Here is a 23,442-nt window from a genome sequence, read left to right on the forward strand (position 1 = left end):
GCCGGCGCGACCGTCACTCGATCGCGCCGATGTCGGGCGCGTCGCCGCGCGGCTGGCCGAAGAAGTCGAACTCGGGGATGACGATGTCGGCGTCGCCGGGCCAGCCGGCGTCGATCAGAGGACTGCCGGCGGCCGGCGCGAACGCGTCGGCCGCCGGATCGACGATCGCAGGCCCCTCGCCGCCGGGGATCGCGGAGAATTGGGGGTCCTCGGCGACGATGTCGTGGGGCCCGTCCTGCCACTGACCGAGCGAATAAGCGAACAGGTTGTAGTCGCCGCGGTGCTCGGCCGGGTCGTACTCGCCGCCGATGTGCGTGTAATTGATACTGAGGATGACGTTGTTGTAAAGGTCGAGGTCGCTGACGTTGACGCCGATCGACAGGCCGCCGTAAGCGCCCTGGTGCAGGCCCCAGATCACGTTGTTCAGGACCTCGATCCCGCGGGCGTCCTCGATGTAGGCGACGAACCCGGTCTCGGGGCTGTAGAGGATGTTGTTGGCGAGCAGGACGTTCTCGCAGTACTCGCTCTCGCCCATGCCGAGCTCGTCGGCCCAGTTGCCGAAGAAGACCGCGGCGGTGCTGGCGACGTCGTAGATCATGTTGCCGACGATCTCGCTGTCGGCGACGTCGTAGAGCTCGAGGCCGTCGCTGTGGCCGTTGTAGCAGGGGCCGCAGTCGCCGTCGGTGCCGCAGCCGTGGAGGGCGTGGACGACGTTGCCGGTGAACGAGAGGTTGACGAGGCCGGCGATCGAGACGCCGTCGTCGGCGGCGTCGTGGATCCGGTTGCCGGCGACCACCACGTCGTCGCCGCTGATGTTCATGGCGGTGCAGGCGCCGCCCGTGTGCTTGCCGCCGCGCTCGGCGAAGGCGCCGTCGACGTCGCTGCGGAGGAAGCGGATCGCCGGCGCGGCGATGTCGACGACGGTGCTCTCGAAGCCGCCGACGACGCGGGTGGCGTCGCGGCCGTCGAACTCGTAGCGCCCGCTGGTGAACCGCAGCTCGCCGAACACCGCCTCGCCGGCGGCGAAGCCGGGGTCCCAGCCGACGTCCGTGCCGTGGTCGGCGGCGCTGGCCCGCAGCACGCGGATGTCCTGGTCACCGGCTTCGGCGTCGTCGAACTGGTACGCGGGGTAGCTGCCGGCGGCGACGAAGTAGACGTGGCCGCGCTGGAGCTCGGCCGGCAGCTCGGGCGAGGCGTCGTCCCAGTCGGCGCCGCTGCCCGACGCGCCGGCCCTGACGTAATGACAGTTGTCGTCGGCGCACTCGGTCGGCTGCGCGCCGGTGGTCGTCCCGCTGGTGATGTCCTCGCCGGTCGAGGTCGCGGGCGCTTCTGTGGTGCCGGTGCTGGTGCCGGTCGGGCCCTCGGTGGTGGTCGGTGGGTCGCTGTCGCTCGTCGGGCCAGGCGTCGACGTCGGTGATGACATTGTTCCGCCGGTCGGGTCCGCGCCGGTGCCGGGCGGGTCGTCGCTGTCGCTGCTGCTGTTGCCGCCGCCGCCGCCGCAAGCGCTGGTGAGCGCGACGGCGACGAACCACTTCCATTGCGCGCTCGGTGTCTGCACGCGCCGAGCGTAACACGCCGACGCGGGCGAGCTCGCTCGTGCAGATCGTCGCAATTGTTTTCACCTCGACCATCACTTTGGGTCGACGCGTTTCCCAAGTCGAGTGCGGTCGTCGGGGGCAGAGAACCTCGGGCGCGGTCGCTTGCCGGAGCGCACCACAAGGAGTCGAAGATGCGGAGTGGAACCAGGCAGCGACTGGCGGGGGTGACGTGCGGTCTCTTGACCCTGAGCGTGGCGCAGACGGCCCTCGCGAGCGATCAGTACCTCGAGCTCGAGCCGCCGAAGACGCTCACCGGCCGCGGATACGGCTACAACAGCATCAGCCGCGAGTACGTGCTGCGCCAGTGCGTGCAATTCGGCGCCGGCCTGCTCGACGGCTCGGGCGCGAGCGGCGACGAGTTCAAGTTCAGCTCGATCGTCTCCAACTCGCAGCTGGCCGACGAGATGGACCTCGCGGTCAATACCAAGTTCTCGGCGTCGATGGGCCTCGTCAGCGCCAACGCCAGCTCGAAGGTCGACTTCTTCCAGTCGACCCAGACCAACTTCAATACCCACACGATCCTCGCCAAGTACCACAACGTCGAGCCGATGAAGTTCGTCGCCGGCGACATCAACCTCAAGCCCGAGTACCTGGCGATGGTCGGCACGCCGGCGTTCCGCCAGCAGTGCGGCGACTACATCGTCATCGGCGAGCAGAAGGGCCGGTGGTTCTTCGGCACGGTGCAGCTGTCGGTCCGCGACACGGTGACCGAGAGCAAGCTGGCGGCCAGCGGGGTGATCGGGGTCGAGTACGCGACCATGAACGCCGAGGTCGGGATCAGCACGATCAACAAGCTCAAGCAGGCCAGCAACACCCAGGACCTCGAGATCCACGTGACCTCGAGCGGGACGAGCAGCGCCAGCCTGTCGGTCGAGCAGTTCCTGCAGCAGGTGCAGGCGTTCCCCGGCCAGAACGGGGCCAAGCAGACGTTCAAGCTGATGGCGGTGCCGTACGAGGACATCGTCGCCAACTGGCCGGTGAACAACCCGCTGGCGCCGCTGACCTCGGAGCAGAAGCTGACGAAGCTGGCCGAGGCGGCGTGGGGGCTGACCGCGCTGATCGGCGACTCGGACTTCATGATCCAGAACGCGAAGCTGTTCGCGCTGGGGACCACGCCGGCCAGGCGCGACGCCCGCGTGGCGTACATCAAGTCGCGGCGCGCGTGGTACCAGGGCCAGCTCGACGACATGCGCAACCGGGCGCGCGACTGCGACGTCGACTGGGCGGGCAAGCCGGCCTGCGAGTCGCTGTACAACACGTGGAAGGACTTCGAGGACTTCGTGGTCGCCGAGTACGACCAGTTCCCGATCCGCTACGTGTCGGAGTGCTACGCGGGGCGCGACGCCGGCGAGAGCATCCAGAGCAAGCTCAAGACGGCGCTGCTGACGACGCAGGGGCAGTTCAGCAACACCAAGGGCGACCGCGAGATGGGCGGCGGGCCGGTCAGCTTCAGCGCCAACGTGACGTTCAAGTCCGACTTCACCGGCGGCGACCCGCTCGACACGCGCAAGCTGCTGTCGACGCTGAAGATCCGGATGGAGGAGTCGAAGGCCGACCACACGACCTTCGAGACCACGCTGAAGACGCCGGTGTTCGACCTGGCGGCGCCGTCGCCGGGCGAGACGCTGGCGCAGTGCTCGTACAGGGGCTCGGGCGTGAAGGCCGAGTACGTCACGATCGACGCCGAGGCCGTGTGCGGGCCGATGAAGGCGATCAACAAGAGCGCCTACGAGAAGTGCCTGGAGGGGTTCAAGGACGTCAAGTACCACGGGATGCTCAGCGGCAAGACGGGCGAGGACCCGCGCACGGAGACGTTCAACAAGAACTCGCGCGGGGTGCTGACGTCGATGAAGTGCACGGTCGACTCGAACGCCGGCAACGACACGCCGATGATCGGCTGCCAGTCGATCGACCTGCGCTCGGTCCAGCTCGACCTCGTCAACCGTCAGGACGTGGTCGCCGACGGCTGGGTCGCGCCCAAGAAGATCGACGTCAAGAAGCTGACGCCGAGCATCAAGCCGACGATGCAGCGCAGCAACGCGCTGCGCAAGCTGATCACCCCCAAGTCGGCGGTCGCGGCCAAGGCCTCGCGCTGCGGCGAGGGCCTGGTCACTGTGGCCGGACAGTGCTTGCCGAAGTTGAAGAAGGCGCGCTGACCGGCTGCGTCGGCGTGGAGGAGGGCTGCTTCGGCGCGGTGGAGGGCCGCGTCGGCGCGGTGGAGGAGGGCTGCTTCGGCGCGGCGGAGGGCTGCTCCGCCGCGACGGGCGAGGGCGCCTCCGCGGGGCCGCTCACGACCACGCGGTACTTCTGCTTGCCCTTGACGTCGTGGTAGCGCGCGATCACCGAGCCGTCGGGCTTGATCTCCAGCACCCCGTAGTTGGGGCCATCGGTGATGGCGAAGCCGCCGTACTTGGTCACGTCGGCCAGGTGCTGCGGCAGCATGTCCTCGAACGACCAGGCGTCGAGCGGGCCGGCGATGAGCTCGTTGATCCCGGTCTCGCGGTCGACGAGGTGCCACGCGAGGTGGTAGTCGCCGGACAGGACGATGACGCTGCCGGGCGGCTCGCTGGAGAGCACGGTGGCCAGCTCGGCGCGCTCTTCGGGGAAGGCGTGCCAGCTGTCGTGGCCGAACGGGACGAACATCGGCACGCTGCTGACGACGATCTTGGTCCGCGCGGTCGACGACTTCAGCGAGGTGATGAGCCACTCCTTCTGCGCCTCGCCGAGCATGCTGGCGCGCGCCGCCGGCGGGTCGCGGAAGCTCCGCGCGTCGAGCATGAACACCTCGACCTGCGGGGCCGGGCGGAACGAGCGGTAGAGGCCGACGTCGTCGGGGTCGGCGCTGCGCATCGGCCACTGCTCCTTGAACACCTGGCGCGCGACCGCGAGGTTGGCGGTGTCGCGGTGGGCGTTGTTGCTGATCTCGTGGTCGTCCCACACCGCGGCGGTCGCGGTCGAGGCGAGGAACGACTGCAGGGTCTCGTCGCGGCGGACCAGCTTGTGGCGGGCGCGGTAGGTCTTGAGGTCCTTGCCCTTGTTCTTCTTGGGGATGTCGGCGTACATGGTGTCGCCGAGCATCAGGAACACGTCGGGCTTCTCGCGCTTGAGCGGGCCGAAGATCTGGAACGGCGCGTTGTCGGCCAGCAGGTCGGCGCTCCAGGCGATCTTGACCGCGCGGGGCTTGTCGGCGGCGGTGCTGAAGCTGGCGGTGTCGCTGACCAGGCGCTCGCCCTCGTGGGTGAGGACGGCGCGGTACCAGTAACGTGTCCCCGGGGACAGGCCGGTGACGTCGACGACGCGGACCTGGTCGCCGTCGGCGGTGACCTCCTTGGCGGTGGTCTGCAGCGCGTCGACGAACTTGGCGTTCTTCGCCAGCTCGAAGTGGATCTGCGCCGGCAGGGTGGCGCGGGCCCACAGCAGCACCGAGTCGTGGGTGACGTCGAAGGCGGCCGGCTTGGCGGCGAACAGCGGCTGCGGCGGCTTGGGCTTGGCGCGGGCGGCGTTGAGCGCGTCGAGCAGGTCCTCGAGGTCGTCGGCGACGTCGGGGCGGCTGGACAGCGCGCTGGCCTCCTCCTTGGGGTCGTTCTCGAGGTCGAACAGCTGGGCGGTGTCGTTCTTGAGGTCGCGGATCAGCTTCCAGCGGCCGTGGACGACGGCCTGCAGGTCGGTGGTGCGCTGGGCCTGGCTCGACATGTAGCGGTGCAGCTCGGTGAACACCGGCCGCTCGGCGGGGTAGGTGCCGCTGTCGATCAGCGGCACGAGGTTGACGCCGTCGATGCCGGTGAGGTCGCCGCCGGCGAGCGCGAGCATGGTCGCGGTGGCGTCGAGGGTCGAGACCGGCTGGCGGAACACCTGGCCGGCCCGCCCGGGCAGGCACATCAGCATCGGCACGCGGACCTGCTCCTCGTACAGCGAGGTGCCGTGGGTGTTGTTGCGGTGGTCGCCGAGCGCCTCACCGTGGTCGGCGACCAGGAAGATCGCGGTCTTGTCGCGCAGGCCGCGTTGCTCGAGGCCGTCGAGGAAGTCGCCGATCGCGGCGTCCATCTCCTGCACCAGCTCGGCGTAGCGCTCGCGATCGCCGCCCGACTCGTGCGGGTCGAACAGGTGGACCCACTGGAAGAATCGCTTGCCCTTGGCCTTGTCGAGCTGCTGCAGCGCGATCGGCAGGACCTTGGGGCTGGCCGGCTCGCGTAAGCTCGAGGAATTGAAGTCGGTGTATTCGTCGAAGCCGGGGTCGAAGCCGGCGTCCTTGCGGAAGAACCGGCTATAGCCGTCCCACGGGGTCGCCAGAGTGCGCAGGCCGGCGGCCTTCATGCGCTGGGCCAGGTTGCCCTCGGGCGGGATCTGCGGGATCGTGGTGTATTGCACGCCGCCGGTGAGGCCGCGGATGTCGCGGGCGGTGGCGGTGCGGGGATTGATCAATTTGCCGTCCCACATCCACAGGTCCCATTGAATGTGGGCGCTGTAGCGGCCGAGCATCAGCGCGCCCATGCCGATCGCGGTGCGCGAGCCGGGCGCGTAGGTGCGGCGGAAGTCGGCGCAGCCGGCCGCGAGCGCGGACAGCCGCGGGGCGGCGCTCTTGTCGGGGTTCTCGGGGTCGGGCAGGGCGTCGGCGCGGAGGGCGTCGACGCTGATCAGGAGGATGTTCCAGTCGTTCTTCGGCGGGGCGACGTCGTGGTAGAGCGGGTGGTCGAGCTCCTTGAGGTTGCCGCGCACCCGGCCCTCGCCGCGCGCGAGGAAGCGAATGATCGAGGTGCCGACCGTCGATTCGCCGACCTGGGCGCGGAAGCCCCGGTCGCTGGCGTAGCCGCCGAAGGCGACCACGGCGAAGCCGACAGCCGCGAGCACGACCATGGCGAGGGCGACCGCGCCGGCGCGCTGCAGCCCGCGGACGAGCCCGGGGGCGACGCGCCAGCGCTCCAGCTGGGCCAGGGCGAGGCCGCGGCCGAGGGCGGCGTCGAGGCTGAGCACGGCGACGATCTGCAGCCAGACGTGCACGCCGGGGTAGAGGCCGACCATGAAGCGGCGGTCGGCGAACATGAAGGCCAGGGCGACGACCGCCGCGAGGCCGCTCCACACGGCCCACCAGCGCGAGGGCGCGGCGGCGCCGACCCGGCTCGCAACGCGCGCGCCCCACGGCAGCAGCAGCGCGAGCGAGGCGGCCCAGGTGCCGAAGTAGAGCACCGCGTGCAGGCGCTCGGTGCCGGGGCGGACCACGGCGAAGGTGTCCTCGGAGACATGTACGTAGACGAACAGGGCGACCAGCTGGGCGGCGGCGACGGCGGTGCCCAGCCAGAAGCGCGGGTCGTCGGGCGCCCCGAGCCGCGGGGCCAGCCGGTCGATCGCGATCACCACGGCGACGGCGAACACGAGCCCGGCCGGCAGCACCAGGGGCAGCGCCGCCGGCGACTGGAAGCCGAAGATCAGCGCGGCCAGCAGCAGCAGCGGGGCGCTCATGATCAGCGCCGCGACCCGCCGCAGGCCGCGGACGGACAGCCTGCCGCCCGGCAGCACGGCGCCGACGAGGTCGAGGGCCGAAAATCCCACGACGAGGAAGGCGGCGCCGCCGAACAGGAACAGCCCGAGGCGGGGCGAGCTCAGGGCGTCAGGGGCGACGAGGCACGCGAGCGCCACCGCGGTGGCGAGCGATGCCGACGATCGGTACTTCGAGGTCGTCTCGGCGAAAATAGCGGGCATATCGGTCAGCGAGTCCGCGGCGTGAGCCAGCAGGCAAAGTCAAGTCAAGTGCGTCGATTCGTAGGCAGGAGATCGGGCGCGCTTCGGCCCGCGTCGGCGCGTCGCGGGCCTGCGGAGCGCTCAGCGTCGCGACCGCTTCCGCGCCCGGGAGTCCGCCATACGAATTGTCAGTAAGGAGAAGTTAAGTGGCATGACTCGTGAGGCTACCCCGCCCGTCGACGCAGTCAAGCACAATCCCGCCGGCGAACTCCCCGCTCTCGGGCCCGGCCCGAGGCTGCCCCCGCCCTGGCTGCCTGCGCGAGGTTCTGTCGAGCCCAGGGCGCGAAAGGACCCGGCGAAACGCGATGCGCGAAACCGAACGCCGGTGGCGTGAATGCTTGGACCGGGCAATGTCGATAGTGCGCCGCCGGTCCGCGGATTCCGGGCGGTCGATCAGGTCAGCGCATATGCGTCGAGTCCGAGGGCGGCGACGACCTGCTCGACCGGGTCGTCGCGGACCTGCGCGGTGTCGACGACGACCCGCGGCGCGGTCAGCCACGGCTCGTAGACCCGCGCCTGGACGTCGGCCCAGGTGGGCAGGCGGTGGCCGGGGATGTCGGCGACGCGCGCCTCGAAGCGGCGCCGGTGCTCGTGCAGGTCGGTGCAGACGATCTCGACGTCGCGGCAGGCGACGTCGGCGGCGCGGGCGAGGTCGTGCCAGGCGGTGCGGGTGGCGGCGATCGGGTTGACCGCGTCGGCGACGACGGTGAAGCCGGCGGCGAGCAGATCGCCGGCGAGGGCGCGGGCGACGGCGTAACCACGGCCGTGGAGGTCTGCAGCGGGCAGGCCGTCCCGCACCAGCGCCTGCTCGATGGTGTCGATGCGCAGGTGGACGCCGCCGGTCCGCGCGGCCAGAGCCCGCGCGAGGGTGGTCTTGCCGACGCCTGGGAGCCCGGAGAGCGCGATCAACACCGGGGCAGGGTGCCACGATTCGCGCGCGGAACGATCGCGGCCGCCAGCCCGGCGCGATTCCGCGCGAGCGGAGTTAACTCCAGAAGTAGCGGGACGACGTTCGACTTCGCACTTGACGCTGGGCGCCGATCGCGTTAGCCCGCAAAAACAGCATGGCCGAGATGCCCCGAGAGCTGTTCGCCGCGACCTCCGCCGAGGGTGACCCGCTGTCGCCGGGCGCCAAGGTCGTGCTCGCTTACCTCTGGACGTTCGTCGACGCGAACCTGGCCGCGACCTACCGCAACCGCAAGGGCCCAGCCAAGGCGCCGCGGGTGATCTGCGACGCGGAGGAGATCGGCAAGGTGTTCCAGATCGACGCAGAGGCGGTCCGCCGCCACCTGCGCGCGCTCAAGGACGCCGGCTACGCGGTCCACCACCAGGACGACGCCGACAGCTCGCTGGCCCTGCTCGACGGCAAGCACCGCGACGAATACCTCAAGGTGTTCGGGCCCAAGTCCTGAGGCGCGGCCGCTCGGGCGCGGACCGCCGGGTGCGGTGATTCGTCGACGTGCCGGCGTCCGAGACGCCTGGCGTGTGGACAATAATGATAGGACCTTCAAGACATGTTCGAGAGGACATGCCGTGTGAAGGCCCCGATCGGGCTCAGGCCGGGTGCTCGGCGAGCCAGCTGCGGGCGTCGCGGGTGAAGAAGGCCAGCGGGTCGTCGCCGTAGGCGGGGAAGTGGCGCTCGCCGTCGCGGTGGAGGCCGATCTTCAGCAGGACGTGCTGCGAGTCGACGTGGGGCAGGTCGGTGATCGCGGAGATCTGCGGCAGGCCGAGCTCCTCGAAGCCGTATCGCAGGAGCCTGGCCGCCATCTCGGTGGCGTAGCCGCGGCCCCAGTACTCGGGGTAGAGCAGGTAGCCGACCTGGATGACCGTGTCGTTGCGGACATGGTTGAGCAGGTGCGTGCCCACCGGCGCGCCCGTGGCCCGCTCGCTGGTGAGCCAGATGCCGAGGCCGGGGTGCTGATCGTAGTAGGCGAGGATCCGCTCGTTCAGCATCGCCTCGGTCTTGGCCCTGTCGTACACGCCGCCGGCGAAGCGCATCACCTGCGGGTCGGCGTGCAGGCGCACCAGCAATTCGAGGTCGTCGGCGGTGAACCGGCGCAGCACCAGGCGCTCGGAGGTCAACGTGTCGTGCGAGGCTCTCATGACGCGAGCACGGTAACACGCCGCGCGCGGGGAATTGACGGCGCGGTGGCAGGCACCGGGCGACCGAAAAGAGAGTGCGCCGGTCCGAGGAGTCGACGGCCGAGATCGGCGGCGGTTGGCGGCGCCGCGTCGACGGCCGCGAATTTGCGAGCAGAGCGGCGCGGGGGCCCGGGTCGCGTGACTGTCGATCGCGCTCGCACTATCCTCGCGGCGTGGCCCCGGAGCCGTCGTCCTGCGCCAATCACCCCGATCGGCGCGGCGTCGTGCGGTGCAGCCAGTGCGGCGCGCCGATGTGCGACGAGTGCTGGCGCTTCCGCGTCAGCGCCTACGAGGTCGGGCGGGCCTATCTTCCGGCGTGTGTCGGGTGCGCCCACGCTGCGAGCAGCCACCGCACACGCCGCACCGCCCTCGCCTTTGCGTTTCTCGCGCTGACTCTCGGCGCCGTCGTGCTCGCCGCGCTGCGCTGGCGCCTGTGGGCGGACTACTGCGCCCTGCTGGTCGCGTTCGTGGTCCTCGCCCTGGCGCTGTTCGCCGGCCTGCTCGTCACCGCCCACAAGCCCCCGCTCATCGTGGAGGAGCGCGCCGACGACGAGGCCGACGCCCAGGCCCTCGACCGCGCCGAGCACCCGTACCGCGCCGAGCACCCGTACCGCGCCCGCGGTCGGCGAGTCGTCGCGGCGCTGTCGCCGAAGCTGTCGGGCAAGACCGCCGCGCTGGTCGCCGGTCTCAGCTTCGTCCTCACCGCGGTGCTGCTGCCGGTGGCGCTGAGCTTGCCGCGCTGGCTCGAGATCGAGGTCGTCCTGGCCGCCTGGTGGCTGCTGTCGGCGCTCGGCTTCGCGGCCCTGCTCCACCACGGCTTCCGCCTGGTCGACGACTACGTCTACTTCGCGCCGTGGAACCGCCCATCGAACGCGGGCGAGGCGGCGCGCGTCGGCGTCGAAGGCTGCTCCGGCTACACGCCCGACGATCCGGAGGGCTGCCTCATCGGCCTCCTGTTCGTCCTCGGCGCCGCCCTGCTGTTCGGCGCCGCCTGGCTGCTGGTCGAGATCGCCGCCCCGCTGCTGTTCCTGCTCGTCTACCTGCTCGTCACCCGCGCCCTCACCCGCGTCGCCCGCGACCGCCACGACTGCCGCGGCGCCCCGGCACGCGCGCTGGCCTGGGGAGCGCTCTGGGCGACGATCTACTTCCTCCCGCTGGCCGCGCTGGCCTATGCGATCCACGCGGCGGTGGCCTCGCCCTGACAGTGAATGTCCATCACGACATGTTCATGAGAACATGTTTTTTTAATAATGTCCTGAAAGACATCCTCGTCGGTGCATAGGGTGCGCCGGCCAGGACGATGGAGCGCCTAAAATCGCAGCGTCCGCTCCGTCGGGCACTGCAGCGACCAGGTCGCGAGAGCGCCGGTCTCCGGCCGCGTCGGGCTCATGAGGGCGCAGCCGTTCTCGCTCACCGCCGCGGGCTGCGAGTCGAGGCGGATCCGTCGGGCCCCGGAGACGTCGACCGCGAAGTGCTGGCCGTCGACGACGACGAGCCCCGGCGCAAGCACGTCCGCGCCCGTGATCTCCCGCGTCCGACCGGTCACCGGGTCGTACGCGAACGCGAGCGGGTCGCTGCGGTAGTTTTTGACCAAAAGCCATCCGCGCCGATCTTGCCGGCTCCCGCGCTCCCAGTTGAAGCTGAGCGCCTCGGGCCCGAGCTCGATGCGGCCGTCGGTCAGGTCGACCCGCGCGAATCGGACGCCGTGGCCCTGCGACACGGTGGCCGCGCGCCACAAGCGGCCGTCGCTCGCGAGCACGGGCTCGCCGATCCAGCCGCGGAAATTCTCGAGTACGACGGTGCGCCCGGTCGTCGGCCACAACAGCCGCTCGTCCGAGGTGCAGGACAGATGCACGGCCTCGGGGCTGACTCTCTCGTTTGCCCGACACTCCGACGTGCTGAAGGACTCGGTGGAGATGTGCGGCTGCGACGGCCAGAGCAAGGCGGCATCGTCCGCGAAGTCCTCGTCCATGGTGCGGCCGTCGCGATGGCGGAGGCTGTACCAGGGCCACGAATCCTCGTCCTCCCAGAGCGGATCGACCGGCGGTCGGCAGCAGGGATCGGGAGGTTCGGCCGCATGCCTCCAGCTCGAAGGCCGGCGCATGTCGAAGCGCACCCAGCCCGGATGGCCGAGCGGGGTGGCGCGGATCACCGGCCGCTCCGGGGCCGCGACCTCGTACTCCTCACCCGTGGCGAGCCGGCGGACGACGGCTCGGGTGGGATCTGTCCGAAGATACAGGAGCTCTTGCCCCCACGGATCGAACACCGCCTGGCGCCCGCCCCAGCATGCACCATCGTCCCGGGTGAGGTCGGCCCCGCGCCGCGCGAGATCTTCGCGCAGGCCGGTCTCGCTGTCGATGAGCCACAGCTGGCTGCCGAGGAGGGCCACGGCGTAACGACCGCGCGGATCGACTGCGACGATTGATTCCAGGTTCTCGCGCGTGCCGCGGACCGTGTCGAACAGGACCAGCCGGGGATCGGCGCAGGCACGGTCGCTCGCTCTCGCGTCCACGCCCAGATAGAGGGCGACGAAGCGGGCGTTGGCGCTGAGCCATTTCAGGCGGCCAGGTTGAGCTTCGCCGAGATCGATCGTGACGGAGTCGACGAGGCGGACGTCGGCGACGCCCGGCGCGACGCATGCGGCGAGCGAGAGACAACCAGCCAGGACGGCGCGGTTCATGGCCTCACGAAGATGCCAGATTCTGCCGGTCTCGTCGCCCTCGGTCGCGCATTCACCTCCGGCGAGGCTCACGGGCGGGCGTTTCGGCGCGCTACTCGGCCGACCCGCAAGATATTCCGCCGGGCGAGGCCGGCGGGCCGCACAGGCCGGATCCCGGAGACGAACCCCGGCTGCGGGAATAATCCGCGCCGAGATCGCTTGAATGGTGATACGGCGTGCTCGCCGATTCGGAGGTCATCCATGAGATTCGACATGCGTTCGTGGTTGACGCTGGGGCTCGGCTTCGCGGCCGGCCTCGCGTTCGTCGTCGGCTGTCCGCTGGAGGACAGGGGCCCCTCGGTCGCGTGGGCCGAGGAGGGAGACTGTGGACAATGGGAGTTCTCGGCGTGGACGACGTACAGCCCGGGCTCGGTCTCCACGCTTCCGCCCGATTGGCATCCGTTCGCCGCAGTCGCCAGCGGCGACTCGCTCGGCAGCGTCGATGTCTTCGCGCGGCGCTGCGTCTCGCCCTGAGCGAGCGCGAGGCGCAGTCGGCAGTTCACGCGAGCTCGGCGTGCGGCCGCGCTCTCGCCGATATCGGCGAGTCGCACGCCGACCGGGACTCTTCTGACCAGCGGGCCTCACCCTCGAGGTCGAGGAGGCTGTGCCGTGTCGGCGCTCGTCCACGGCTGCCTCGATGCGTTCTCGGACGCCCGTTGCATGGGCGCGCGAGGCCCCTCCGCAGCTGCTGGGCGGACCGCGAAGCCGACGTTCGCGCACCGCTCGGCTCCAGGGAACGTCCGTCGATCTCGAGACGAGCGAGGCCGGGGCTGATAGTCTCGGGGACGTATGCTCTCGACGCCCCTGGTCTGCGCGCTCTCTGCCGGAGTTCCGGACCCCGCTGGCCCCGCCGCACCGCCGGCGCCCGTGTCCCCGCCGGTGATGCCGCAGCGGTCGGCCTACAGGATGCAGCTCACCGGCGCCGTGCTGCTGGCGTTCGGTGCGGTGACTCTGGTCGGCATGGGCGCGGCGATCGGGTACGGCCGGGGGATCGATCGTGAGCGCCGGGAGGCGCTCGACGAGGGCGCCGCTCCTGCAGAGCTCGAGGCGCTGCAGCGACGCGGGGCGCGGGCCGATGCGGCGGCGATCGCCACCGGCGTCGTCGGCGTCGCGCTCGCGGGTACCGCGATCGCCCTGTTCGTCACCGCGGAGCGCTGGAAGCGACGGGCCATCACGATCCACCCCGGACCGGGTCTGCTCGGGCTGTCGCTACACGCCCGGTTCTGAGCGACGCGACCCGGGTCGCGCGCGGAGGTTCGTCCTCGGTCACCACGCGGCGCGGAAGATCGCCATCGCCTCGGCGACGGGAATGTGTCGCGCCAGCGGCTCCGCCGCGGCCTGCAGATCGGCGTCGCTCAGGCCGTAGGCGCCGAGGTGCTGCGGCAGCCCCAGCGCGCCGACGAGCGACGCCACTGCGTCGGCGGCGTCGGTCTCGGCCCCGAGCGCCAGGGCCACGCGCTCGAGCGTCGCTCGATGCGCGGGCCCGAGGTGGCGGAGCACGTGCGGCAACAGCAGGCACGAGGTGACGCCGTGGGGGATCCCGTAGCGCGCGCCGATGCTCTTGCCGAGCACGTGGCTGAGCCCGCGCGAGGACGACTGCGGCAGCAGCATCGACAGCCAGGCGCCGAGCTGCGCCTCGGTGCGCGCCTGGAGGTCGCCGGGATCGGCGTGCGTGCGCTCCAGGGCCGGCCGCAGCCGCTGCAACGCCGCGAGCGCTGCCGCCTCCGAGAGCGGGTTGGCGTCGGGCGCCAGCAGGCCCTCGATCGCGTGGTCGACCGCGCGAATGCCGGTCGACAGCCACAACGGCAGCGGCGTGGGCAGCGTGAGGTCGGCGTCGTAGAAGACCGCGGTGGGCACCAGAGTGCGGGCCCGGATGCCGACCTTCTCCCTGGAGTCGGTGAAGCCGGCTGCGCCGTCCATCTCGGCGGCCGAGAGCGTGGTGGGGACGGCCAGGTGGGGCAGTGTTTCGGGCTCCAGGGCACGGGCCCGATCGCGGTCGTCGAGCGACAGGCCGGTGGCGAGGATGAAGGCGATGCTCTTGGTGGCATCGACGGCGCTGCCTCCGCCGAGCGACAGCAGGCAGTCGGGCTGGAGCGCGCGGGCGGCCTCCGCCGCGGCGCGCACGTCTTCGATCGGGGTGTGCTGGCGGATGCGGGCGAAGCGTCCGACCAGACGACCGCCGAGGAGGCGCTCGACCGTGGGACCGAGAGCGGCCTCCACCGAGCGGGTGGTGACGAGGAAGATCCGCCGCCAACCACCCGCCTCGTCGACGAGCCGCGCCGCGCACCCGGCGCCCGCATGAATTCGCAGGGGGTTGTCGTAGCTGAAGCGCATGTCCCGTTCATGACGACGCGCGGGCGAATGTCCCATGGGCGCGCCGCGAGACGCCTCGGCCGCGCAATCGGATGGTCTTCACCGTGAATGACGCCGGGCTGCGGCCGCGTCGCCGAGGTCGAAGCGGCGAGCGGGCGGGTGCGACGGTTCGGACACCGTCCGCGGCGGTCCACGAGCGCTGTGGGCCATGCCGGGCCGCTTCGCCATCTCCACGCTGACGTAGTCAGCGGCGGCGAGCGGCGGGCCCTCGCTCGGCGAGACCGTTGGCCAGGGCTCGGCCCGGGCGACCGGCGGGGTGGCGGGATGAGCCGGCTCGAGGTCCCGGCGAGTTCGCCGGAATCAAATGTCTATATGTCTTTGAAGACATGTCGCGCGAATGGTGTTTAACACTCGATGATGCGCGAACATTCGGGACGGGCCGCTGGCAGGATCGCGTCTCGTGTTCGCGTCAGTCGTGCGCGGCCGGGGCCCGGGCGATGCGCTCGTCGATCCACCGCGCGAGGGCCGGCGTGCACTCGAGCGGGCACCAGGAGAATCGGTCGCGCGCCTCGCGGGCGAGGTGGTCCGCGAGCTCGTCGTCCCCGCGTGCCGCGAACACGCGCGCCAGCGCGGCCAGGGTCAGGCTCGAGTGGTTGAGCTCGAGCGCGAGCCGGGTCCAGCGCTGGAGGTCGTCCTCGGGCAGCTCGCGCTCGCGGCCCTCGGCGCTGGCCAGGACGAGGTCGGCGCCGGCGAGAGACAGCGCGATCATGTCGGCGCCGGGGCCCGGCGGGGTGATGCGGTCCCGCAACCTGCGTGCCTCCGCGATCTCGCCTGTCCGTACGTACAGCTCGACGAGCGCGGCCTCGATCGAGGTGCGACGGAAATCTCTCCGCTTGAACTGCGGCAGGCCGCGCTCGAAGATCTGGATCGCCTCGCGATCGTGCCCGCGGGCGTACGCGAGGTAGCCTTCGATGTACAGTCGGTGGCGTGCTCGTGGGCCGCGGGCCGGGGTGGCGAGGCGTGCGAGGATCGCTTCGGCGCCCGCGAGGTCGCCCGCGACGAGCCGCGACTGGGCCTGCAAGTACGGCCGCTGCGCGCGATGGGCGAGGACAAGACCGACCACCCCGGCGGCGGTCATGCCGAACCCGAGTTCGGCCAGGTCGAGCAGCATGAACGGCGCCGAGAGGATGCCGAGGATCGCGCCGAGCCAGACCGGGCGGAGATGCAGGCTGAACCGCGAGACCTCCCGGCCGCGCGAATCGACGGCGACGAGCTCCCCGGGGCGGGCAGTGCGGGCCGACGCCGCGAGCCGCAGGTCCGGGCTCGCCGGGACCTGCTCATTGGGTTCTTTGGAACGCTGCGCCGTCACCGAGGTTCCTCGTGCCACATCTCCGCTCGACGATGCACGCGCGCGCGCAGGCGGTCAACGGGAGCGACCGCACCCCCTCTCGCGGGCGCGGTGCCTGGGCGCTCGCTCAGCGCGGCGGGGGTGGGGCCTCGAGGACGGTCGCGCCGGCCTCGTCGGATACCACGAGGATGGCGAATCGCTCGACGCGGTCGAGGTCGTCGGTCGACAGGGTCACGTAGTCGAAGCGGCCGCGCATGTCGGTGTAGCCGTCCTTGTAGAAGGCGATCGCGCCGCCGGCCTGGCGGGCGTAGACCTTGACGTAGGTGGCGGGCAGGGCGGCCTGGGTCGAGGCGCGGAGGACCCGGAGCTGGCCGTATTGATGCGCCAGCTGGGTCGCCAGGTCGTGCGAATAATGGGTGATCGATCGGCGCAGGCCGGCCGCGACCGCGTCGATCACCAGGTTCGCGCCGCGCATGCCCTGGGGGATCTCCACGACCGTGAGGCCCTCGCCCGACAGCGCCACCTCGAGCGTCGCGCCCGGCTCGATCCACGAGAAGCGCTCCACGTCGCCCTGCACGAACGGCTGGCGCGAGAACAGCAGCTCGATGTCCATGCGGTAGAAGCGGAGCTGGCAGCTCGCCACGTTGTGGTGCTGGAGGATCACCCGGCCCTGCTCCGCGGTGAGGGCGAGGGCCGGCTGGCGGGCGGCCAGCTCGTCCATGCGTTGCTCGCGGCTGTCGGCGTCGATTGCGGCCGCGGGGCCGCGGCCCTCGGCCTCGTCGAGCATCGCCAGCAAGGCGGCGAAGCGGCTGCGCCAGCGGTCGACCGGGTGGGCGCGCCACGGCTCGGCGAGGGCGCGCGCGGCCGCGAGGTCGCCGCTGCAGCAGGCGGCGTAGGCCGCGAGGTAGTCGTATTGCAGGCGGGTCGCCAGCTGCGTGGAGTCGACCCGGGCCAGGGCGGCGAGGGCGTCGTCGATGCGGTCGAGGCTGAACAGGTAGTGCGTCGCGGCCAGCAGGTCGTCGGGGCCGGCGGCCGGGCGGTGGGCGACGAGGTCGAGGAACTGGTTGTACTGCGCGGCGAGGGCGTCGTTGAGGACCTGGCGCTTGCTGCCGAGGCGGTGCGCGCGGGCGCCGACGAGCGGGGCGTACTCGAGGTGCTCGTACCAATTGCGCTCGACCGCGTCGACGTCGACGACGCCGCCGGCGAGCGCGGGGCCGGCCTTGCGCACGAACGCGTCCTGGTGGCGGAGCCACTCGGCGACGCGCGGGCGGTCGGCGTGGAGCAGCGCGTAGGCCCACAGGCGATCGTTGTAGGTGCGGCGAGAGGTGAGCAGGGCGAGGACGCGGGTGAAGGCGTCCCTGTCCTTCATGCGCCAGGCGATCTTCTCGAGCTCGACGCGGCCGAGGTTGGCGCCGGCGAGGAAGGCGAGGACCTCGTCGGTGGTGCCGTGCTGCGAGACGTGGGCCCACGAGGTGGCGTCGACGCGGGTCGGGGTGACGACGACGTCGAGCACCGTCGGCGGGGCGGCGCCGATCAGCTCGACGCGCTCGCCGTGGTGGCGGCTGACGTGGGCCGGGAAGTGGGTGAACTGCCCGGGCGCGGGAAAGTAGAACGCGTACTCGAGCAGCTCCGTGCCGTAGGGGTCGACGTGGAGGTTGAAGGTGCGGGTGTAGAAGCCGCTGGCGACCGGCAGCGCGCCGCGGGGGATCTGCAGCAGCGCGGCGACCCGGCGGGACTGGCTGGTCGGGTTGGTGACGACGACCTGGCAGCGATACACGACGCCCACCAGCAGCTCGCCCTCGACCACCTTCTCGCGCTGTTCGGCGCCGTCCCACTCCCAGCGGTCGTCGCTGCGGACGTAGCTCTGGCCGACGAGCAGGGCGGCACGGGTGTCCTCGGCCGCCTCGACGGCGGCGATCCGGGTGCGCGCGGCCAGGGCCGGCGAGGCGCAGGTGAGGCTGAGGCGCGTGTCCTCGACGACGATCGCGTGCGCGCCGGCGACGAACGGCAGGTCGAGCGCCGCCAATGCGCACAGCGCCGAGGCGAAGTCGCCGGCGCACTCGCCGAGGTACGGCGACAGGAACGGACCCGTCGCGGGGTCGTGGCGGGCGAAGTCCCGCCAATAGCGATTGATTGCGATCAACGCATTGTCGGCGGCGGCGGCCCGGATGTGCCACCAATCCGACTCCGCCCATTCCTGGGTCTTGTCGGCGCCGCGGTAGAGCGGGGCGGAGCGGCTGCGCTCGCGCAGGTCGGCGGCGACGACGGTGCCGTCGAGGTCGCCGCCGCGGCTGGCGGCGCGCATGGGCATCGCCGCGGCCGGGGCGGGCGGCGGGCCGCCGATCTCGGCGGCGGCGGACGAGAACGCGTCGCCCTCGTCGTCGTCGCTGGCCGCGTAGTCCATCTCGCTGCGGGCGCGGCGGGTCATGCTGCGCTTCTTGGACTTCTCCTTGGGCGCGGGTTCGCTGGCCTCCTCGGCGGCGATCTCCCGCTCCATGAAGTCCATCGTCGCGGTGGCCACTGCGCCGCCCTCGAGCGAGGAGGCGCCGAGCAGGGTGTCGACGAGGCGATCGTCGCGCTCGGGGTCGGGGGGGACGAGGTCGACCGCGTCGCCGAGGAGGCGGAGGATCGATTCGCGCACCTCGGGCAGGCGGCGGGCCAGGAGCGCCCGCTCGAGCGCGTTGAGGCGGCCGAACGCCCACGGCTCGCAATAGGCGGAGAGGTCGGCGCCGAGCAGCCAGTGGTCGACGAAGGTCTTGCGCTTCTTGTGCTCGAGGTACGGCCGGACCACGCGGGCGAAGAACTCGGGGTCGCGGAAGTGGAGGAACAGGTGCAGCTCGTGGCAGGCGTACTTGCTGTAGCGGGCGCGGCGGGTGGCGTCGTCGAGGGCGTGCCACTGGGTGACGAAGGCGAACTCGCGCAGGCTGTCGGGGGCGCCGAGCGAGAGCAGGACCTGGTGGGCGCGGGCGACGGTGTCGACCAGCTCGAGCTTGCCCGAGCGCAGGTCCTCGACGACCAGGGTGGCGCCGGCGGGCGCACCGTCGACGCCGCGGAGCTCGGTGAAGTGCCGGTCGTGCGCGAGGGCGAAGCGCAGCCGGAGGTCGCGCGGGCGCAGCTCGGTGGCGGGCAGGCCGAGGTCGGCGACGCTGGTCAGCGCGGGGTCGACGACGACGACGCGCACGCTCTGGGCGTCACCGAGGTCGGCCCGGGCGACGCGCAGCCGGCCGTCGGCGTCGGGGCGCAGGTTGGCGAGCACGACCGCCGGCGCCGGCAGGAAGTCGAGCGAGACGAAGCCGCCCTGCTCGCCGGCGTGCGCGGCCTGGGGACGCGGGGCGGCGGTCGCCGGCGGCGCCGGGGCGCGCAGGGCGTTCGCGGCGTAACCTCCGCCGCCCATGGCGTGCTGCACCGCGGTGCTGGTGGTCCGCACGGCCCACGGGTTGAGGAGCAGACCTGGCTTTTCGAGCAGCATGCCCGGGCGCCGCGGGTGGTTGCGGCGGTCGAGGACATAGCGGTACTCGTCGCCGATGTCGCGGCCCGAGACGTAGTGCGACAGCACCGGCGCGACCGCGCCGGCGAGCGGCGGCCGCGGGGCGCGACGCAGGCTGCGAGGCAGCGCGCGGTCGGGGCGGTAGCGGGTCGCCAGGACGTGCACGCGGGTAGCAGGGCCGGTGCCGTCGATCTCGAGCAGGAGGTGATCGGCCTCGGCGCGCAGGGTCCGGAGCAGCGGCAGCGGCGGCGACAGTTCGATCGAGGTCGGCCCGGCGGCGGCCCAGCCGTCGCTCACCGGGGTGTCGGCGGGCACGACGACGAGCCGCACGTCGGCGACGCCGCGGCACTGCAGCAGGTACTCGCCGGCGTCGAGGTCGCCGGCGACGACCAGGACGCGCTCTTCGAGCGAGACGCGCGGCGAGACGGCGCGCGCCGGGGCGCCGCCGCGCAGCTCGACCAGAGAGACGTCGCCGGCGCCGATCGCCGGCGGTCGCGGCAGGAGGACGCGCTGACCGGCGATCGCGTGGATCGTGCGGGCGGCGTCGAGCTCGGGCCACAGGTCGAACCTGTGATTCTCGCTGGTCGGCAGCGTGGCGGTGACGCGCTCGATGCCGGGCAGGGCGCCGAGCTCGATGCGCCCGCGGGCGTCGGTCTCGAGCGTGGTCGACAGCTCGAAGGTCACCGCGACGTGCTTGAAGCTCAGGGCGACCGCGCGGCCGGCTCGCGGTTCACCTGTCTTTCCGAGCAGGTGAAGCGCGTGGCCCTCGGCGCCGGCCGAGAGGTGCAGCGCCTCGGTGAATTCGCTGCGGTGGATCCGCCCGACGTCGGCGCTGGCGGAGTCGACGAGGTCGCCGGTCTTCTGCGTCGAGGCGGCGCGGACCTGCCCGCGCGCAGTGACCGAGAGGTGGGCGGCGTCCTCGGGGACGACGAGCTCGACCACGGTCTCGGCGTCGTCGTGGAGGACCACCGGCTGCGTCTTGGTCGAGGTGGTGCCGGCGCCGTCGGTGACGGCGATCTCGACCACCGGCGCGTCGATCAACGCGACCGTGGCGGGCCAGCCGGCGACCGTGAGCATCGGCCGCAGCAGGACGCGGGCCTGCTTGCCGGGCACCAGTGATTCGCGCTCGAGGTGGATGCCGGCGTGGAACTGATACTGCTCGGCCGGGTGCTGCAGGGGCTCGGCCTGGGCGACGTCGCCGTGGACGAGCAGCATGGTGGCGCGCGACGGGGCGGTCGAGAACGGGATCGTGATGGCGCCGTCGTCGCGGGGGGTGTACTCGCGGCCGGCAAGCCAGATCCGCGCGTCCTCCAGCGGGCGGCCGAGGTCGTCGAGGACGCGGATCGTCGGGCCGGCGAGGCCGACGCGGACGGTGTGGCGCAGGCCGCCCTTGCGGACCAGCGCGCGGCTCGACTTGCCGCCGCCGATCAGCTCGATCACGTAGGTGCCAGGGCGGCTGCAGCCGGGCAGGTCGATGTGCCGGCGCACGCGCTGGATCGCCGGGGCGTCGCTCAGGATCACCTGCTCGTCGCTGGCGACCAGGCCGTCGAGGTCGATGGTGGTGTCGACCTCGGCGCGGCGGGCGAGGAAGTGGGCGACCGCGTCGATGCGGTAGGTCTTGACGACCAGGCGCGGGACGTTCTTGACGTCGAGCTCCAGCGTGACCGGAGCGTCGGCGGCGAAGCGCGCGGGGTTGCGGACGGTGAGCTCGAGGTCGACGCGGTCGCGCAGGGCGGCGAGGCGGGCCGGGCCGAGCAGGGCGGCCCAGCGCTCGGGCTCGGGGGCGCCGGCGAGCAGGCGCGCGGTGGCCAGCTGCTCTTCGAGCCAGTCGGCCCGCAGGTGCTCGGCGAAGGCGTCGCCGTCTTCTTGCACGAGCAACTGCTCGAGGTACTCGCGCACCAGCGGCTCGTCGTCGGCGACGGGCTCGAGGCCGGCGGACTGGGCGGCGTCGGTGCCGAGCACGACCTGCTGGTCGGTGGGGACGTGGCGCAGGCGCTCGGCGGCGGCGTAGTGGACCTTGCGCGGGAGCTCGAGGTACCGCAGGAAGCGCTCGCGGTCGAGGACGCCGCGGCGGCGGTCGAGGTCGAGCTGGTGGTAGAGGACCTGGGCCTTGAGGGCGTTGAAGGCGGGCGGGAGCGCGGCGACGTGGGCCCACAGCTCGGCGAGGTAGACGGCGCGCGCGGCGAGGTCGGTGCGCCAGTCGACGTGCGTCGGCGGGCGCAGGCGGACGAGCACGGCGGCGACGAACTGCGGGTGCTTGCGCAGCTCGGGCCTCAGGGCGGCCAGCTCGTCGAGCTGGGCGCGAGTGAGGCGAGCGTGGACGGGCAGCGAGCCGAAGCCGCGCGACGACTTCTCGCCGAGGTCGGCGGCGACGTGGGCGACGAGCCCGGGGAAGTCGGCGCGCTGCAGTCGCTGCAGCAGGTTGCGGCGCTCGGTCGGGTCGAGGCTCTCGCCGACGAGGTCGGGCAGGGCCCAGTCGGTGAGGTAGGTGAGCTCGTGGCCGCGACCACGAGCGTCGCGCACGAGCGCGGCCTGGTCGATGAGCGCGGGGTCGAGGCGCGTGGGGTAGCGGTGCGCGGCGGTGACTGCCTCGGCCTCGTCGTCGAGCCGGACGCGGGCCTCGAAGCGGAGCGCGTCGGCGTGCGCGCCGAGGTCCTGACCTGCCCGAAGGAGCAGCTGACGGCGCGACAGCCGGGCGTGCTGCTCGTCGATGCGACCGTGCCGCTTCTTCCACCCGGCGAGGATCGCGTCGACCTGGTCGAGCCGACCCTGGTGCTGCAGATGCACGCCGCGCCAGTAGTCGTGCTCCGGCGTGCCGGGCAACAGGCCGGCGAGGGCGGCGGCGCGGTCGTCGGAGAGCGCGAGGGCTTCGAGGTGCTCGAGATCCATGAGGACGCTGAGGGTATGCCGCCGTCCAGGCGCGTGCCACTGCGTGCGATCGCCCGGCGAGCGAGGTCGAGCGCGACGAGGGGTACATGTCCCAAGGGTCAGGTAGCGCGCGAGCTGCGAGCGGTACGTCGTTCTGCCCGGGGCGATTCCGCGCAGTCGCCCGATGGCGGCCGGCGGGGCCCGCTATCGCCGCGTACGCCGGCTGAGCTACCCTCCGCGGTCGGATGGATCTCGAAGAGTTCAGGGCCTTCCTCGGGGTGGTCGAGACCGGCTCGTTCCTGGCCGCGGCGACCCAGCTCAACATGGCCCGCGCGACGCTGCGGCGCCGCGTCGAGGCGCTCGAGGCCCGCGCCGGGGTGCCGCTGCTCGAGCGGAGCGCCCGCGGGGTGGTGGTGACGGAGGCGGGAGCTGTCCTCGCGGCCAGAGGCCGTCACGTGCTGCAAGAGGCGAGCGCGCTGGTGGCCTCGGTGCGGGAGATCGGGCGCGAGCCGGTGGGGGTGCTGCGGGTGCTGATGCCGATGGGGCTGCCGCCGCACGCGCTCACGCCGCTGTTCGCGGCGCTGCGTCAGGCGTTCCCGCGGCTGTCGCTGCAGCTCCGCTTCAGCGAAGACCCGGTGGCGAGCGCGCTCGAAGACGTCGACGTGCTGGTGCACTTCGGCCCGGAAGGCCCGGAGGGGCCGTGGCTGTCGCACGAGGTGTGGCGCCTGCGCGAATGGCTGCTGGCGTCGAGCGATTACCTCGAGCGCCGCGGGACGCCGAAGTCGCTCGAGGACCTGGCACATCACGAGGTGCTGGCGTGGGCGCCCCCCGGCGAGGACGCGCGCGTGCTGCCGACGCCGTCCGGCGAGTCGTTCGAGGTCGAGCCGGCGCTGGTGACGGCCGACGTGCATTGCCTGCGGCAGATGGTGATCACAGGCCTCGGGATCGGCTTCCTGCCCGACGCGATGCTGCCCGACCCCGGGGTGCCCGACGGGCTGCTGGTGCCGGTGCTGCCGGAGCTGATCGGCCGTCAACGAGCCCTCCACGTGGTGTTCCCGGCCGCGCAGGCGGGGCTGCCCAAGCTGCGCTCGATCCTCCAGCATGTGCGCGCGTTCGCCGAGCGCTCGGCGGCGCTGCGCGGGGGGTGACGCGTCGCGGTGCGATGATTCGCCAGCGAGACGACGCGAGCGTGGAAGGAGGCTGCCCGGCCGCCCGCCCGACACGATGCGTG

The 23,442-nt window shown here is 72.0% G+C and carries 14 protein-coding genes; 6 read left to right on the forward strand and 8 right to left on the reverse strand.

Annotated elements, in window-relative coordinates; genetic code table 11:
* Positions 1–13: 13 nt before the first annotated feature.
* On the reverse strand, positions 14–1,558 hold the full coding sequence (locus O0S08_RS49475) for a right-handed parallel beta-helix repeat-containing protein (RefSeq protein ID WP_269036554.1): 1,545 nt from the start codon (positions 1,556–1,558) through the stop codon (positions 14–16).
* 171 nt (positions 1,559–1,729) lie between these two features.
* Here O0S08_RS49475 and O0S08_RS49480 point away from each other — a divergent pair, with 171 nt between their 5' ends.
* Positions 1,730–3,754, forward strand: coding sequence for a hypothetical protein (locus O0S08_RS49480; RefSeq protein WP_269036555.1), 2,025 nt, complete (start codon positions 1,730–1,732; stop codon positions 3,752–3,754).
* Here O0S08_RS49480 and O0S08_RS49485 read toward each other — a convergent pair.
* Positions 3,708–7,295 (reverse strand): alkaline phosphatase D family protein, encoded by a 3,588-nt coding sequence (locus O0S08_RS49485; protein ID WP_269036556.1) that lies wholly within the window; start codon positions 7,293–7,295, stop codon positions 3,708–3,710. The genes O0S08_RS49480 and O0S08_RS49485 overlap by 47 nt on opposite strands.
* A gap of 432 nt (positions 7,296–7,727) precedes the next feature.
* Positions 7,728–8,246 carry a P-loop nucleotide/nucleoside kinase family protein gene (locus O0S08_RS49490; protein ID WP_269036557.1) on the reverse strand — a complete coding sequence of 173 codons (519 nt, stop codon included), beginning with the start codon at positions 8,244–8,246 and terminating at the stop codon, positions 7,728–7,730.
* A 161-nt stretch (positions 8,247–8,407) separates the two neighbouring features.
* Here O0S08_RS49490 and O0S08_RS49495 point away from each other — a divergent pair, with 161 nt between their 5' ends.
* A complete protein-coding gene (locus tag O0S08_RS49495; RefSeq protein ID WP_269036558.1) occupies positions 8,408–8,746 on the forward strand; it encodes a helix-turn-helix domain-containing protein in 339 nt (112 codons plus the stop codon).
* 142 nt (positions 8,747–8,888) lie between these two features.
* Here the strand turns inward: O0S08_RS49495 and O0S08_RS49500 are convergent, their stop codons facing one another.
* Positions 8,889–9,437 (reverse strand): GNAT family N-acetyltransferase, encoded by a 549-nt coding sequence (locus tag O0S08_RS49500; protein ID WP_269036559.1) that lies wholly within the window; start codon positions 9,435–9,437, stop codon positions 8,889–8,891.
* 212 nt (positions 9,438–9,649) lie between these two features.
* Here O0S08_RS49500 and O0S08_RS49505 point away from each other — a divergent pair, with 212 nt between their 5' ends.
* The gene (locus O0S08_RS49505; RefSeq protein WP_269036560.1) at positions 9,650–10,678 is read left to right on the forward strand and encodes a B-box zinc finger protein; all 1,029 of its coding nucleotides are present in this window, start codon (positions 9,650–9,652) and stop codon (positions 10,676–10,678) included.
* 107 nt (positions 10,679–10,785) lie between these two features.
* Here O0S08_RS49505 and O0S08_RS49510 read toward each other — a convergent pair whose 3' ends face one another.
* Positions 10,786–12,156: a hypothetical protein gene (locus O0S08_RS49510; protein ID WP_269036561.1), complete on the reverse strand. Its 1,371-nt coding sequence runs from the start codon at positions 12,154–12,156 to the stop codon at positions 10,786–10,788.
* A 252-nt stretch (positions 12,157–12,408) separates the two neighbouring features.
* Between O0S08_RS49510 and O0S08_RS49515 the strand changes: the two genes are divergently transcribed.
* Together O0S08_RS49515 and O0S08_RS49520 are read left to right on the forward strand one after the other, a co-directional pair.
* Positions 12,409–12,669 (forward strand): hypothetical protein, encoded by a 261-nt coding sequence (locus O0S08_RS49515; RefSeq protein ID WP_269036562.1) that lies wholly within the window; start codon positions 12,409–12,411, stop codon positions 12,667–12,669.
* A 315-nt stretch (positions 12,670–12,984) separates the two neighbouring features.
* Entirely contained in the window at positions 12,985–13,422 is a 438-nt protein-coding gene (locus tag O0S08_RS49520; protein ID WP_269036563.1) for a hypothetical protein, read from the forward strand.
* 39 nt (positions 13,423–13,461) lie between these two features.
* Here the strand turns inward: O0S08_RS49520 and O0S08_RS49525 are convergent, their stop codons facing one another.
* The 3 genes from O0S08_RS49525 to O0S08_RS49535 all read right to left on the reverse strand — a co-directional run bounded on the left by O0S08_RS49525 (position 13,462) and on the right by O0S08_RS49535 (position 22,232).
* A complete protein-coding gene (locus O0S08_RS49525) occupies positions 13,462–14,529 on the reverse strand; it encodes an iron-containing alcohol dehydrogenase (protein WP_269036564.1) in 1,068 nt (355 codons plus the stop codon).
* A 448-nt stretch (positions 14,530–14,977) separates the two neighbouring features.
* A complete protein-coding gene (locus O0S08_RS49530) occupies positions 14,978–15,877 on the reverse strand; it encodes a hypothetical protein (RefSeq protein WP_269036565.1) in 900 nt (299 codons plus the stop codon).
* 106 nt (positions 15,878–15,983) lie between these two features.
* Positions 15,984–22,232, reverse strand: coding sequence for a hypothetical protein (locus tag O0S08_RS49535; RefSeq protein ID WP_269036566.1), 6,249 nt, complete (start codon positions 22,230–22,232; stop codon positions 15,984–15,986).
* Between the two features lie 224 nt (positions 22,233–22,456).
* Between O0S08_RS49535 and O0S08_RS49540 the strand changes: the two genes are divergently transcribed.
* Positions 22,457–23,359, forward strand: coding sequence for a LysR family transcriptional regulator (locus O0S08_RS49540; RefSeq protein ID WP_269036567.1), 903 nt, complete (start codon positions 22,457–22,459; stop codon positions 23,357–23,359).
* Positions 23,360–23,442 lie beyond the last annotated feature (83 nt).

It is taken from the genome of Nannocystis punicea (assembly GCF_026965555.1).
In the GTDB taxonomy this organism is placed as follows: domain Bacteria; phylum Myxococcota_A; class Polyangia; order Nannocystales; family Nannocystaceae; genus Nannocystis; species Nannocystis punicea.